Annotated in this window: 13 protein-coding genes and 5 tRNA genes; 5 read left to right on the forward strand and 13 right to left on the reverse strand. The window is 48.9% G+C overall.

Annotated elements, in window-relative coordinates; all coding sequences use genetic code 11:
- Window positions 1-57 precede the first annotated feature (57 nt).
- The 6 genes from AJ81_RS09570 to AJ81_RS09595 all read right to left on the reverse strand — a co-directional run bounded on the left by AJ81_RS09570 (window position 58) and on the right by AJ81_RS09595 (window position 6,405).
- A complete protein-coding gene (locus tag AJ81_RS09570; protein ID WP_031502524.1) occupies window positions 58-1,272 on the reverse strand; it encodes a TetR/AcrR family transcriptional regulator in 1,215 nt (404 codons plus the stop codon).
- Between the two features lie 40 nt (window positions 1,273-1,312).
- Window positions 1,313-2,758: a B12-binding domain-containing radical SAM protein gene (locus tag AJ81_RS09575; RefSeq protein ID WP_031502526.1), complete on the reverse strand. Its 1,446-nt coding sequence runs from the start codon at window positions 2,756-2,758 to the stop codon at window positions 1,313-1,315.
- Window positions 2,742-3,146: a thioesterase family protein gene (locus AJ81_RS09580; protein WP_031502527.1), complete on the reverse strand. Its 405-nt coding sequence runs from the start codon at window positions 3,144-3,146 to the stop codon at window positions 2,742-2,744. Before AJ81_RS09580 ends, AJ81_RS09575 begins: the two co-directional genes overlap by 17 nt.
- A complete protein-coding gene (gene ftsH, locus AJ81_RS09585; RefSeq protein ID WP_031502528.1) occupies window positions 3,100-4,980 on the reverse strand; it encodes an ATP-dependent zinc metalloprotease FtsH in 1,881 nt (626 codons plus the stop codon). The genes AJ81_RS09580 and ftsH overlap by 47 nt, the downstream gene beginning before the upstream one ends.
- Window position 4,981: 1 nt before the next feature.
- Window positions 4,982-6,313: a tRNA lysidine(34) synthetase TilS gene (tilS, locus tag AJ81_RS09590; protein ID WP_231845435.1), complete on the reverse strand. Its 1,332-nt coding sequence runs from the start codon at window positions 6,311-6,313 to the stop codon at window positions 4,982-4,984.
- A 16-nt stretch (window positions 6,314-6,329) separates the two neighbouring features.
- Window positions 6,330-6,405, reverse strand: a tRNA-Thr gene (locus AJ81_RS09595).
- Between the two features lie 228 nt (window positions 6,406-6,633).
- Between AJ81_RS09595 and AJ81_RS09600 the strand changes: the two genes are divergently transcribed.
- The 5 genes from AJ81_RS09600 (at window position 6,634) to AJ81_RS09620 (ending at window position 7,285) form a co-directional block, all read left to right on the forward strand.
- Window positions 6,634-6,708, forward strand: a tRNA-Gly gene (locus AJ81_RS09600).
- A tRNA-Arg gene (locus AJ81_RS09605) sits at window positions 6,709-6,785 on the forward strand.
- Window positions 6,786-6,790: 5 nt separating this feature from the next.
- A tRNA-His gene (locus tag AJ81_RS09610) sits at window positions 6,791-6,867 on the forward strand.
- A gap of 7 nt (window positions 6,868-6,874) precedes the next feature.
- Window positions 6,875-6,950, forward strand: a tRNA-Arg gene (locus tag AJ81_RS09615).
- Window positions 6,951-7,021: 71 nt separating this feature from the next.
- The gene (locus AJ81_RS09620; RefSeq protein WP_031502530.1) at window positions 7,022-7,285 is read left to right on the forward strand and encodes a stage V sporulation protein S; all 264 of its coding nucleotides are present in this window, start codon (window positions 7,022-7,024) and stop codon (window positions 7,283-7,285) included.
- Between the two features lie 41 nt (window positions 7,286-7,326).
- Here AJ81_RS09620 and AJ81_RS09625 read toward each other — a convergent pair whose 3' ends face one another.
- From AJ81_RS09625 to AJ81_RS09655, 7 genes are all read right to left on the reverse strand, one after another.
- The gene (locus AJ81_RS09625; RefSeq protein WP_031502531.1) at window positions 7,327-8,148 is read right to left on the reverse strand and encodes an ABC transporter permease; all 822 of its coding nucleotides are present in this window, start codon (window positions 8,146-8,148) and stop codon (window positions 7,327-7,329) included.
- Window positions 8,149-8,931 carry an ABC transporter ATP-binding protein gene (locus AJ81_RS09630; protein WP_031502533.1) on the reverse strand — a complete coding sequence of 261 codons (783 nt, stop codon included), beginning with the start codon at window positions 8,929-8,931 and terminating at the stop codon, window positions 8,149-8,151.
- A gap of 29 nt (window positions 8,932-8,960) precedes the next feature.
- Window positions 8,961-10,499 (reverse strand): L-lactate permease, encoded by a 1,539-nt coding sequence (locus AJ81_RS09635; protein WP_031502535.1) that lies wholly within the window; start codon window positions 10,497-10,499, stop codon window positions 8,961-8,963.
- Between the two features lie 84 nt (window positions 10,500-10,583).
- The gene (locus AJ81_RS09640) at window positions 10,584-11,096 is read right to left on the reverse strand and encodes a LysO family transporter (RefSeq protein WP_231845434.1); all 513 of its coding nucleotides are present in this window, start codon (window positions 11,094-11,096) and stop codon (window positions 10,584-10,586) included.
- 59 nt (window positions 11,097-11,155) lie between these two features.
- A complete protein-coding gene (locus AJ81_RS09645) occupies window positions 11,156-11,419 on the reverse strand; it encodes a LysO family transporter (protein ID WP_031502538.1) in 264 nt (87 codons plus the stop codon).
- Between the two features lie 12 nt (window positions 11,420-11,431).
- Window positions 11,432-12,139, reverse strand: coding sequence for an MBL fold metallo-hydrolase (locus AJ81_RS09650; RefSeq protein WP_031502539.1), 708 nt, complete (start codon window positions 12,137-12,139; stop codon window positions 11,432-11,434).
- A complete protein-coding gene (locus AJ81_RS09655; RefSeq protein WP_031502541.1) occupies window positions 12,136-13,125 on the reverse strand; it encodes a LacI family DNA-binding transcriptional regulator in 990 nt (329 codons plus the stop codon). The genes AJ81_RS09650 and AJ81_RS09655 overlap by 4 nt, the downstream gene beginning before the upstream one ends.
- Window positions 13,126-13,128: the final 3 nt, after the last annotated feature.

Raw genomic sequence — 13,128 nt, forward strand, 5'->3', positions numbered from 1 at the left:
GCCAATTTGTGGCTGGCGGCAGTTTCGAAATAGGCTCCGATATCTTCGCCGTACTCTCTATTTCTTTCTGTTGCTTTCTTTTTCTCCTTTTTTTTGTATTCCTTTGAGGAGATACTCACTGAGGAGTGAAAGATAATCTTTGATCTGGTCCGGAGAGGTTTTGCTGTAGACAACGAGGTCTTCGCCCATGAAGTGGCCAATACCCATGAGTCCGATGGCAAGGTTCTCAGGCTTGAGGGGCTTTATCATCTTCAACTCGATCGCCCTGTTCAACGGAGGAAGGTAACTGGCGAAGATCTTGTCGTAATAGTTACGTGAAATGTTCGGATTGAAGAACTCAGCCTGTCTGACAACCAAGTACATGTTCGAATGATTCAAGAAAAACCTTAAGAATGCGTTGTAACCTGCTATTTCGGCATCACGTCTGTCAGTGAAGTTCTTTATCACGCTCGCTATCGTGAGCCTCAGATTTCTGTTTGTGGACATCACGAGTTCTTCGAGGATCGACTCTTTGCTCTCGAAGTACACATAGAAAGTACCCGCAGCGACACCGGCAGATTTGGTGATATCACTTATCATCGTATTTCGATAGCCGTACTTCCCAAAGAGTCTCTCCGCTGCTTGGAGCAACTTCGCTTTCGTCGAGCTGGTCTCGACCGCCAACGGTTTCACATCGACGTTGAAAACTCGTTCGTCCAGCACGTGATCGTTTGGATCCACACCGTTCACGATGAATTCGGTGAAGTCTCTCACCGTGGATTCTTCGATCACTCTTTCACCTGAGAGCGACTTGAAGATGCCCGCGAACCTGATCGGACCGGTGACGAACCAACCAGCTACCCTCACTTCTTTTTCATCTGCGTTCGGTAAGAGTTTCTCAATGACTCTCGATCTCAGTATCTGTTCCAGTTTTCTTCTCAGGTTCCTTTTCAGATAGACGGCTTCGTGCAATATCCGAAAATGCAGAAAGTGGTTGGAAAAGAATTTGGCATACGATCTGATGAAGCTTTCCACGATCCTGTACGAATCGCTGTCGTCGATGTTGTTCATACCATCGGAGAACAGTTCAAAGGCTTCTTCTATCAACTTTTCATAGACTGCATCCTTGCTGCTGAAATACTGGTAGAACGTGGACGGCTTGACGTTGGCCCTTCTGGAGATCATCGGGATAGAAACGCCGTGATAGCCACGCGTAGCAAAGAGTTCCAGGGCGGATCTGAGCAGATCTGAGAAAGTCTTCTTTCCATCGGATCGCTTTGGGTCCCTTCTCAAGGTCCTTCCCCCTGCTTGATGAATCAGTTTTCACATTGGATTATACCGCTCTCGCCACATCGTTGATGACTCGCTCCGGTGAATCAGCTTGCTGAACTTTCATCAAGAGTTCCTCTGCTATATCTTCGTCCATACTGTTTATGAAAAACTGAATTCTGCTGTGTCTGAGACTTTCAAAATGTACTTTCGCTCTCACTGGCAGGGATGAAGATATGATCTTCATTTTTTGTCTCAGGATCTTTTCATCCTGCATGGCGCGTTTCTCGAACTCTGTGCCACGCTTTGGTACGAGAGGGTTTATCGAGAGTTTGACTGTTTTAAAACCAAGTTCGAGCAGGTGCTTTGCCATGTCCCCGATGGCCATCAGATCCTGTTCGGATTCTTCCTCAAAACCGAACATGAAGTAGACTTTGATTTCCTCAAAGCCCGCTTTTTTCGCCAACTGAAACGCTTTCTCGACCTGTTCTTCTGTCAAATCTTTTTTCATGATGGCTCTGATTCTTTCGCTTGGACTCTCTAAAGCAACTGTGAAACTTTTTTGGTGTTTCCTCAAGAACCTCAAGAAACGCTCACTCAGCCGGTCCATTCTGAGAGATGAAACCGAGACGGAAACTTTGCTTTCTTCAAGTAAATCAATGAGTTCATCCAACCAGGGATAATCCGTCACGTTGGAAGCAATCAAACCAACCGAATCGTGCTTCTGTGAGACGCTGGCGATTCTCTCGAGACTCAAAAATCTCGCAGGTTTTTTCAGTTTCCCCGTCATACAGTAAGCACATCTGTGAATGCAGCCTCTCTCTATTTCGACAAGAAGTTTGTGCGCGAACTCGCCAAGTCTGCAGATCAATGGCGACACAGGAACAAAGAAATCCAGATCGGCACAGTGGGAGACACTTTCGCATTTCTTCCCAAGTATAGGTACGCTGGCGAAAGGAAGACCAGCGAAGGCTCGCAGCAGCTCTGATCTGCCAGTGGGATGGAGCACTTCGTTGAGTTGAGGCAACATGGATTCAATGTCTCCGTGGAGTATCACGTCTGCAAGGACGTTGAGCAAGGGAAGCTCAGTATAACAGAGTGCGCCACCGAACAGTATGATCGGATGTGACTGTGAACGATCGACGTTTCTCAGTGGCACGGATTTTCGCAAGAGCAATTTCATGATGTTCACGATGTCGTTTTCAAAATGGAAAGAAAAAGCCCAAATAGCGAACTGGTCGATGGGCGTTAGACTGTCAATGGAGTAAAACCTTTCAAAGCTCTCATCGAAAAAGAAGCGTTCACAGCGGACCCTTTCCAGCTGATTCAAATACTTCCAAACGAGGTTGAAGCCAAGGTTCGAGGCGGCGAGTTCGTAACCGTTCGGATAAACAAGGGCGACCATCAGGTCGCCCTTCGTTTCTATCTTCTCAACGTACCTCTCGCCCGCTTTCGAACGCGCAACGAGGTTCTGTTCCTTGAGATCTCTCGCATCACGTGGTCTTCTCAAGGGCCGTCCTCCTGAGATAATTTCTTGAGATGACCGCCCTTACAAACTCCATCTCGAGAATTTTCTTCTCACCTTTCATGACGACTCCACGCAGTTTGATCTTGTTTTCAACCACTCCGATGACTTTGACACCCACCGCGACGGCTTCGCCAACTCTGATTGGCAAAAGGTGCCTGACGTTTGCTTCTACAACCACCGAAATTTCTTCTTCGTCAAGATACGGTTGTATCAAATCATAACCCACATGAAAAACTTGAGCGCAGAGTCCAGACGTACTCGCAAGTTCGAGAATCTCCATCTCTCGATCCTCACGCCACGCCAAGTTTTCATCAATGGTGAAATCAACTGTTTTGCTCGTTCCGAGCAACCGTTCCAAGTTTTTCACCATTCATCACTTCCTCTGTCAGCTCTTTACGCAACACCTTTCTCAATTCTTCGCCCTCTATGACTTCTCTTTCGAGCAGAAGTTCCGCCAGCTCGTCGAGCTGCTTTTTGTGCTCAAGAAGTAGCTGTTTCGCTCTCTCGTAGCACTCGGTCACTATATGTTTCACTTCCTCGTCTATCTCACTCGCGACCTCTTCGCTGTAGTTCCTCATCCTTGTGAGTTCTTTGCCCAAAAAAATCTCTTGTTCGGTCTTACCCCACACCAAAGGTCCAAGCTTATCGCTCATTCCAAGCTGACAAACCATCTTTCTGGCAAGTTCTGTGGCCCTCTCGATGTCGGACGCAGCGCCGGTCGAGATCTCGTTGAAAACTATCTCTTCCGCGGCGCGTCCGCCGAGCAGAGCCGTTATCTGGTCGAGCAACTCGTTCTTTGTGACAATGTATCTGTCTTCAGCCGGCAACTGCAGAGTGTAGCCTAAGGCGCGGTAACCTCGAGGTATGATGGAGATCCTGTGAACCGGATCAGCATTTGGCAACAAGCTTGAAACGATGGCGTGTCCTACTTCGTGGTAAGCCACGATCCTTTTCTCCCTTGGACTGATCACACGGGACTTTCTCGCAGGTCCGGCGATGACCCTGTCTATCGCTTCTTCAAAATCGGCCATCGTGATCTTGTCTCTTCCAGCCCTCGCCGCAAGAAGCGCCGCCTCGTTCACCAGATTTTCCAGATCCGCTCCCACGAACCCTGTGGTGCGCTGTGCGAGGACTTTCAGGTCAACATCTTCGGCGATGGGTTTGTTCCTCGTATGTATCTTCAGTATCGCTTCTCTTCCCTTCACGTCTGGTACGTCCAAAACCACTTTCTTGTCGAATCTACCGGGCCTGAGGAGCGCGGGATCGAGTATGTCGGGCCTGTTCGTGGCAGCCATCACCACGATGCCCTGGTTGATGTCGAATCCGTCCATCTCGACGAGAAGTTGGTTCAGTGTCTGTTCTCGCTCGTCGTGCCCACCACCAAGACCTGCACCCCTGTGTCGTCCGACGGCATCGATTTCGTCGATGAAAACGATGCAGGGTGCGTTCGCTTTCGCCTGGGCGAAGAGATCTCTGACACGTGCGGCGCCGACGCCAACGAACAGCTCCACAAAATCTGAACCACTTATGTGGAAAAACGGTACGTTTGCCTCACCAGCTACAGCCCTTGCGAGCAAGGTTTTACCCGTACCCGGAGGCCCAACGAGCAATATACCTTTCGGCATTCTGGCACCTATGCGCGCAAACCTCGCAGGATCTTTCAAGAACAGGACCGTTTCCCTGAGCTCTTCTATCGCTTCGTCCACACCGGCAACGTCGTTGAAAGTGACACGTTGCTGGCCGGGCCTGACCATCTGGGCTCTGCTACGAGTGAACGTGAATGCTTGATTGTTTCGTCCGGATATGGTTCTCATCATGAAGAAGAACATGAACAGCAAGAACACTATGAAGATCACGTTACCAATGACATTGATCCAGAAAGAGCTGCTCAAGCCCTTCTCGCCGGTCACGCGTATGCCCTTTTCGCTGAGTAGTTTTATCATCTGTGTATCCTGAGAGAACCACGGTGCATAGATTTCGTAGTACTCGCCTCGCTTAGAAATAACCCTTATCGTACCATCGTCTCTCACCACAACTTCGGCGATGCGCCCCGGGTCCGTCTCGACTATCTGTATGAAATCACTGAAACTCATCTTCGACACGTTGTTGGTAGGACTGTAAAGGGAACGAACGAGCCAGAATATCGAGAGTATGACGAGTGCGGCGAAGATGAGCGAGATGTAGTTCGGTCGATTTCCGTTCAAATCATTCTTCCTCCTTTCTCAATTCAAGTATAACTCGGAATGGATTTTCCAGCAGGTTCAGAACGAGAAAATCATCGTTTTTTAGTCTCTCATTCAACCTTTTGTCAACGTACACGTATGGTACCCACAGAATTATACCATTCTCTTCAACTACGGGCATCTCATCACGCAGGAAACTCGGTATACGTGCCTCGATCATCAGATCCTTCAGCTTCTTTGAAGAGACTCTATCACCGGGTTTCCTGACTCTCACCAGAATGGGGAGTTTTACGAAGATGTATTGATCACTCTCGATTCGATCGTTGAGTTTGAAGCACCAACCGTTGAAGTCGTACAGTCCACACTCTTCAATCTTCAAAGATTCGAGTACATCGTGTTCGCGTTCGACACAGAACAGATCAAAGCCCTTCTCAAGCCAGAGTCCCTTTGCAAGCTCGATCTTCCAGGATGGACTGTGCGCACGCTCAAGAAGTTGTTGAACGTGTTCGAACTCGAGTTGTTCGCCGAACTCTTTCACACAACTTCTGAGCAGTTCCACCAGTTCGAAGTCACTCAGTTTTCTGCTCGAGAAGATGGTACGATCTCTAAATCTCACCAGCCTTTGCTTTCTTAAGAACTCTTCCACGTGCCTTTCGATCAACATGTTCGACACGTGCAACTGCAGCAGGGCTTTTTCGATCGAAGGATTGATTCTTCTCAGAGCCGGGATGACGACGTGTCGAATGTAGTTTCTCGTGTACCTGACATCGTAATTGGTCTCGTCCTCTACAAAACTCAGGTTCTTTCTCTTTGCGTACTCTTCTATTTCTGACCTCTCTATGTAAATGAACGGCCTTATCTTGTCCTGAAACCTGGGTTTCATCGCAACCAGACCGAGTGGGCCGGTCCCGCGCACGATCCTGTGCAACATGGTTTCAACCAGATCGTTCAAGTTGTGAGCAAGCGCAATCACATCGCACTGAAGTTTTCGTTTTGCGTTGTCCAAGAACTGATACCTCAGCTTCCTCGCACCTTCTTCAATGCCAAGTTTGTTCTCTTCGCAGAATTTGGCTACGTCAATTCTTTCAACACAGAGTTCAACCTTCAGTTTGGCACAGAGATCACTCACGAAGGCTTCATCCCTGTCCGCTGTAGCTCTGAGCATATGATTGAGATGGGCGGCACAGACGCGCAGGCGGTAAATTTCACGCAACTGAAGAAGCACATGCAAGAGGCTAACGGAATCGATTCCACCCGACAGTGCCACGAGGACGCTTTCACCTTTGGAGAGCAACTTCTGCGTCTGGACGAACTTGAGGACTTTGAATTCGAGAGGATCTAAAATCCTTCGCACCACCCAGAAAGAAAAATGGAGCCAGCGAAGGGATTCGAACCCCCGACCTGCGCATTACGAGTGCGCCGCTCTGCCGACTGAGCTACGCTGGCTCACACGTGCTTCCGCCTTGACATTATACATCAACTTGTAGAATCGATCAAGTGGGGCCAAAAGGGCACGTTAACTCCGGTGAAATGAGCAATATCTACAATCAGAAATTCACGAACATCTTAGAGAAACTCACTTCGCCGATGAATTCTTGCTGAGGTCTGACGCTGAAAAGTGAATTGGCCGACTTGATTTTTCTTGAGGTCGTAGTAAAATACATGTTGGTGAAAGCGGGTGTAGCTCAATGGTAGAGCATCGGCCTTCCAAGCCGAGGGTTGCGGGTTCGAATCCCGTCGCCCGCTCCAGCGCCCGTAGCTCAATAGGATAGAGCATCGGACTTCTAATCCGAGGGTTGTGGGTTCGACTCCCGCCGGGCGCGCCAGCGTGGTGACCATAGCTCAGTAAGGTAGAGCGCCTGACTGTGGATCAGGTGGTCGCGGGTTCAAGTCCCGCTGGTCACCCCAGACGAGCGCGCCTGTAGCTCAATGGATAGAGCGTCGGACTTCGGATCCGATGGTTGCGGGTTCAAGTCCTGCCAGGCGCGCCAGTGTCTCCTCGGTGAAAGCGACGTTGGGTACAGTGGTGGTCACAATGGCTGTTGAAAAGGAGGTAGAAGTGATGGAAGTACTGAAGGTAGCATCCAATTCAAACCCCAACAAGGTGGCTGGAGCACTCGCAGGTATGATCAGAGAGCATGGAAGGGCGGAACTTCAGGCGATCGGTGCCGGTGCTGTAAACCAGGCAGTCAAGGCAATCGCCATCGCGAGAGGCTATTTGGCGCCGAGTGGGATTGACCTTGTCAGTATTCCGGCGTTCACAGATGTCGAGATCGACAAGGAAACGAGAACCGCCATCAAATTCATAGTTTTCCCGAGAAGCTGAACTGAAACGAAAGCCCCGCACCCGCGGGGCTTTCAATTTCCTCAACCGTGCCTCTTGAGCAATCCTTTCTTCTTCGCGAACCTCTCGAAGTGAATGAAGAGGATTATCCCGAGCGGCAAGAGTGTCACACCGAGTATCATAAGCGGTAAAAGTTGAGACCAAAGTCGCTCTGTTGAAGCGCCTTCAAGGATGGCCAGCCTCATACCCCTCAAAGCGTAAGTCGCCGGTGAGAAAACAGCGATTCTCTGCATCCAGTATGGCAAGACATCGACTTCGTAGTAGACTCCGGAAAACATGAGTAAAAGCGCTTGAAATATGTGAACAACTTGCACGCCCTTTTCTGGAGAGATCAGGGGTAGGACTGCCCCAGCCATCCCGAGACCCATGAATGACACGGAAGACACCAGCAAAACCAACCCCGCTCCGGTTAAGTTTGCCCCCGAAAGATCCAGTTTGAACAACAGCGATACCAAGATTAAAATCAAACCACTTCTCAGGATTCCATAGAGCACGCTGAAAACGCACACGCTCAAAAGGTGCGTGACTCTCTCGACCGGTGCCATGAATGTGTACTCTATCGTCTCTTCCCACCTTTCCCAAGCCACTGTTTCGGCGACCACTTCAAATAGTATAGAGAGATAACCCCACATTATTGAACCTATGAGCATGTACAACACAAGGTAATTAACATCAACTGTGGAACCAAATCTCACGAATCCAACTCCTATGAATCCTATGGTCACGGTATTGGCCACAGTGTAAGCAAAAAACACCAATTCCCATTTCCAATACCTCTTGATCAGGTTGAAGTTCCGTTCCACGAAGGCCAGAGCTGCCCTTAGCTCTCTGAACCAGCCACTCATTCACTCGACCTCCTCCACGTCGGCCTCTTCGAAACTGGTCCCTGTGTATTTCAGGAAAACGTCTTCGAGTGTCGGGTTATTTTTCTCGTTTCTCAACGCTTCACTGAGTTTTTCAGGTTCTCCGAGTGCGACGACTCTTCCGTTGTGGATTATCATGACTCTGTGACAAAGCTTCGCGGCTTCTTCCATGTCATGTGTGGAGAGAATCACGGTACTGCCATTCCTGTTCGCCTCAAGTATCAGAGACTGAACCTCACGTTTCGCCCTTGGATCCAACCCAGTCGTTGGTTCATCGAGTAACAGAAGTTTCGGTTTTGTTAGGAAAGCCCTCATTATGGCAGTTTTTTGCTGCATACCCCGCGAGAACTCCTCAACAGGATCCTTCAACCTCGAACCATCGAATCCTAAAGCATTCGCAAGCTCCATTATACGTTTCATCGCGTGCTTTCTGCTCAAGCCGTAAATCCCAGCTGAGAAGATGAGATTTTCATAAGCTGAGAGCTTTTTGAAGAAGCTCGCATCGGTTGAAACCCTGTGAATCAGTTCTCGCACCTTTTTCGAATCTTTGATCGCGTCCAGTCCGAAGATCCTGATTGTACCTTCGTCTGGGATCAGAAGTGTTGCGATCATCCTGATGAGAGTTGACTTACCCGATCCATTCGGACCGAGTATTCCAAAGATCTCCCCTTTCATTACCTCGAAAGAGACGTTCTGTACAGCACGGATGATCCGGTCTTTCTTTTTAAAGTACTTGCTCACGTTTTCAACGAGGACTGCTTCCACTCCTCTCACCCCCAAGCTCTTTGTGAGACTCAGGGCAGGACGGTTCTTCTGAAAAGATAGCTCACAATGGAGGTAAAAATGGTGAGTGTCAAAACCAAAGGAATCATTGTCTTTATGACTCTTTTCTCTTCGCCAATTTGATCTATTGAAGCGGCTGCGTTTTGAAGCTTGGATGGAGATATGGCAGAGGCAAGACCGCTACCGAAAGAAACGGCTGCGGCCATCATGAAAGGCGACAGATTCAAAGTTCGTGACGTTTGAACCGTGTACACAGTGAACATCGCGGTTGCAGAAGTTTGGGTGCCCGTTATGAATCCGCCGAAGACTCCTATGAAAGGCGTTAAGAGTGGGAAAACGTTTTTGAAAAGTCTTGCTGAGTAGCTGGTCAGTGCGTTGATCATGTTCATTTCCTCGTTCAAGAGTTGAAAGCCGTCAGTGGTTTTGACAAAACCAGAGTGGAGCATCAAGTAAGCCGTCATGAAGAAAAACGAGGCGGACCAAAAGGGTTGCCAACTTCTTTTGAAGGTTTTTCTAAAAGTTATCAGCAATTCCTTTCTGCCGAATTTGTAAAAACAGACGCTGATAAAGCTGGAGACAAAGATCCAGGTATAAGCCTGCCAAAGTAATCTCATATGAACAGGTTTCAGTGATGTGCCGAAGAAATACACTGGGAAGGACAGCTTTTCGTAAACCAGTTCTCTGATGGGTTCAAAGAGGTTGAAGAAGGATATGAAGAATATCAAAACGATCCACGGGAAAAAGGCATGAAGAAAGTCATTCAAGCGTTTTAATGATCCTGCTTCAACGGGTTTACTCCTTTTTGAGAAACTCAAAACCAGAACGATCAAAGTTCCAACGATCAAGCCGGTCAAAACAGGGGCCCTAATATAGATCGCAATGACGGCACCAAGATAAGACAAGAGTCCGACGGTCAAAGAAAAAAGATGAAGATACTTGAGAGCGAACTTCTTTCCATGTGCGGTGAGAAGGACTGCGAAAGTGATCAGGCACGAAACAACGGGCACGTAAGGTAAGAAGTACTTAGCACCGTCGATCAGATCCAGCCCAACCATGTCGCAGAACACGACCAAAGGAACTCCAAGGATCGAATAGGTGCAGAGAGAATCGTAACCCAGTGCCGATAGAGCTATCGAAGTCCTCGAACCGTAACCGAAGGCCACCAGGATCGGTGTGAGCACGGTGACTGGCACTGCTCCAACCGATGCCAGGATCGTTCCAATTCCTATCACCAGAGCGATTATCCTGCTTGCGGGTCGATCGCTCAGCGATTCTTTCATCAATCCAACTGCTTTGTTCATGGCACCGGATCGTTCCATTATCGAAAGTTGAAATAGCGAGGCAGGAACTATGAGAGAAACCGGAAAGGCAGCGACAAAACCAGCCACACATGATCTCAAAGCCACTTCAAGGGATGTTTCGAAGAACGTCAAAGAGACCGCAACAGCGCTGAGCAAGCCCAATAGAGCGGCCATGGACGTCGACAGATTGCTGAAAAGCATGACTCCCAAAACTACCAAAACTGGAGAAATGGAAAGCAATCCTCTCATTTTTTCACCAAATACAAATCATACCCCAACGCTTCCCGGTCTGGCAACATTCTTGGGAAATCTCGTTTAACACCGATTGAGGAATCATCGGAAAGCAAGAAACGTATTCACCAGGACCGGCACAAGCATTGTCACAATGAAACCATGCGCGAATGCCAAAAGTGATGTCTCTCTGTCCGTGTAGTGTGAGATAGGTCCGAGCAGCGTGTCCATCGAGGTCGCACCTGCTATCGATACAACGGCAGTTTTGGAATACCTCGAGAGAATCGGTGTCAACACGATCGCATACAGTTCCCTCATGACGTTCGAAAAGAATGCGATGGCACCGAGTTGCGTGCTGTGAAGGTTCGAAATGATGATCGCAGACAAACTGTACCAACCGAATCCGGAGGCGACGGCGAGAAGTTCAAAACGTTTCATGGGTGAGAAGAAAGAGAGAACCAAGGCTCCCGAATAAGTCCCGAGCACGGTTGCCGCGACGCTGAGCAGAACCTTCTTGATCACGTCGAATCGAACCTTTTCCTTGCTCAGGTCCACTCCAACGAGAAAAACGATGACGTAGAGAACCGCATTGACAGACCAATCAGGAAGTCTCAAGCTGGTCCATCGGCCTGCGAATACGCCAGCCACAACAGAGCTTAAAAGCAGAAGCACCATCACTTCTTTGACACCCTTTCAAAAATCACAGCGAAGATGAAACTTCCCAAGACGGCGAAACTCGACACCGCGAAAGATGAAAAGAGAATGCTCTCGAGCTTCGAGACTACGTCGTCGTTCGATCCAATCTCGACGCCGAGCGCAAAGAGAAGAAGGAAAGTCAAAACGATCAGAACTTTGTATTTTTTGATCCAGCCGGTTCTCAAAAAGCGCCCGACAAAGAAGCCCAAAAAGAACAACAGGATCAGAACAATCAGCAGCATTCTTAACACCCCTCACAACTCGATGCCCACCCTTGCGGGAATGAGCCTGTCTTGGAATCTCTTTCCGAAAATCTCAACGGCTTCACGGCCCGTGCAATGGCACGGCATGATTCTCTTAACGTTCAACCTTTCTATTTCATCGACGATCCGAGATATCTCCGAAGTTTCTTTGTCCAGCAGATGAAGCCCTCCAGCTAAAAGCCCAATCGGCTTTCCAAAGCGCTCCAACACGGTCTGTACCATCTTGATCACACCTGGATGGCAGCATCCAACCAGCACGTCTACGAACTCACCACGATCCACGACCAAGCATTGTTCGAAGATCGTCCTGTCGTTGTACCTTCCTTCGATCTGGCCAGAAGAGTGAATGCTCGGAGCTATTCGCAGCGGATCTCTGACTCTGATGACTTCAACAGAGAATCTGTCTTTGAGAGCGTCTTCAAACCTTTGGCTGAACCCTTCACAGATGTAGACCTTGATGTTCGGATTCGTCTTCAGAAGCTCTCCAAGTCCACCAACGTGGTCCCAGTGTTCGTGCGATAGAACGACGTGCTCAATTTTTGATGGATCGATGTGCAATCTTTTCATATTCCTCAGCAGGATTCGACCGCTGGAGAACGCATCGAACAGGACGTTTACACCGACCAGGAACGAAAGTCCCCAGATTTTGAAGGCGCGCTGAAGTTTCGTTGAAGCTTCGGCGACGAGGACGATGTTCATGCGCTCTCCCTCACGATCAGTTCGACATCGAGAACCACCTGTTTGGGACTCGTTCGAAGGTTCGACAATCTTTCGTAGAGCATCTCGAAGGCGACGATGCCTTCCAAGAATTTGTCGATTCTGACGGTTGTGAGGGAGGGTTGAACGAACTCCGCGTACGAAATGTCGTCGTAGCCCACCACTGCCACGTCCTCTGGGACTCTCTTTCCGAGCAATCTCAGTGCCTTCAATGCGGCGATCGCAAAAACGTCGTTGAAACAGAACAAACCATCGAAATCGATGTCTTTCAGTTCCATGATCTTGTTGAAAGCCGACTCGTAGCCTTCTTCGATCTCCACCATGGCATAAGGCTGCAGACCGAACTCTCTCAGAGCTTCCACGTAACCTTCGTACCTCATGCGGGCTACGGATTTGTACATGAACCCGTTGAGCATCAAAATCTTCCTTCTGCCTTTCGACAACAGATGTTTCGTTGCCGAATAACCACCTTTCACGTCGTTCGAGTAGACTTCGTCGAGCTCATCGTTCTCGAAGTGGACTCCGAGTATCACGAAGGGAAAGTTGAGCTTGACGAGCTTCTCGATATCCTTACTGTCGAACTGCGTTGGAGAGATGATGATACCATCCACGCGCTTCTGCAGGAGTGTGTCCACAGCCTGCATTTCGTTTATGTAATCTCTCTCCGTGTTCATCAGAATGACCTGATAGCCGTACTTTCGTGCGCTTGTCTCGATTCCTTTGAAGACTTCCGCATAGAATGGGTTGGAACTGTCTTCGAACACCACGCCTATGGTCTTCGTCGTACCCTTTCTGAAGAGAACGGCATCGGAATTTCTAATGTAGCCAAGCTTCTTTGCGATCTCCAACACCTTCTCCTTGGTCTGCGGGCTCACGTCAGGTTTGTTGTTCAAAGCTCTGGAGACTGTGTTCACGGAAACTCCCGCTTCCTCAGCTATATCCTTTATCGTGATGAACCTCTTTGCCAAAGC

This window comes from Pseudothermotoga hypogea DSM 11164 = NBRC 106472, from assembly GCF_000816145.1.
GTDB classification, from domain to species: Bacteria; Thermotogota; Thermotogae; order Thermotogales; family DSM-5069; genus Pseudothermotoga_A; species Pseudothermotoga_A hypogea.